Here is a 211-nt window from a genome sequence, read left to right as displayed (position 1 = left end):
CTTGGTAGCGGCTGTTCGAGGGCTGCTCCATCGCGACGAACAGGCCGGTGTCGGCGATGTGGAGCCGGCTCACGTGTCGTCAGCCGTCGCCGTCGATGTCCAACTCGTTGAGTCCTGCTCCTGACTCATCTATCTCGTAATGTTCGTGGACGACGGGCCGGAGCACCTGTAAGATCATCTCCGCTGCCATCGGCGAGATGTCCAGGTCCTC

1 pseudogene is annotated in these 211 nt (G+C 61.6%); it reads right to left on the bottom strand.

Annotated features, from left to right (window positions below):
- Nucleotides 1–79 precede the first annotated feature (79 nt).
- Nucleotides 80–211: pseudogene (locus tag EXE45_RS19400) on the bottom strand (ArsR family transcriptional regulator); the annotation flags it as partial.

The organism is Halorubrum sp. SP9, assembly GCF_005435015.1.
In the GTDB taxonomy this organism is placed as follows: Archaea; Halobacteriota; Halobacteria; order Halobacteriales; family Haloferacaceae; genus Halorubrum; species Halorubrum sodomense.
This window is presented reverse-complemented; position numbering and strand designations above follow the sequence as displayed.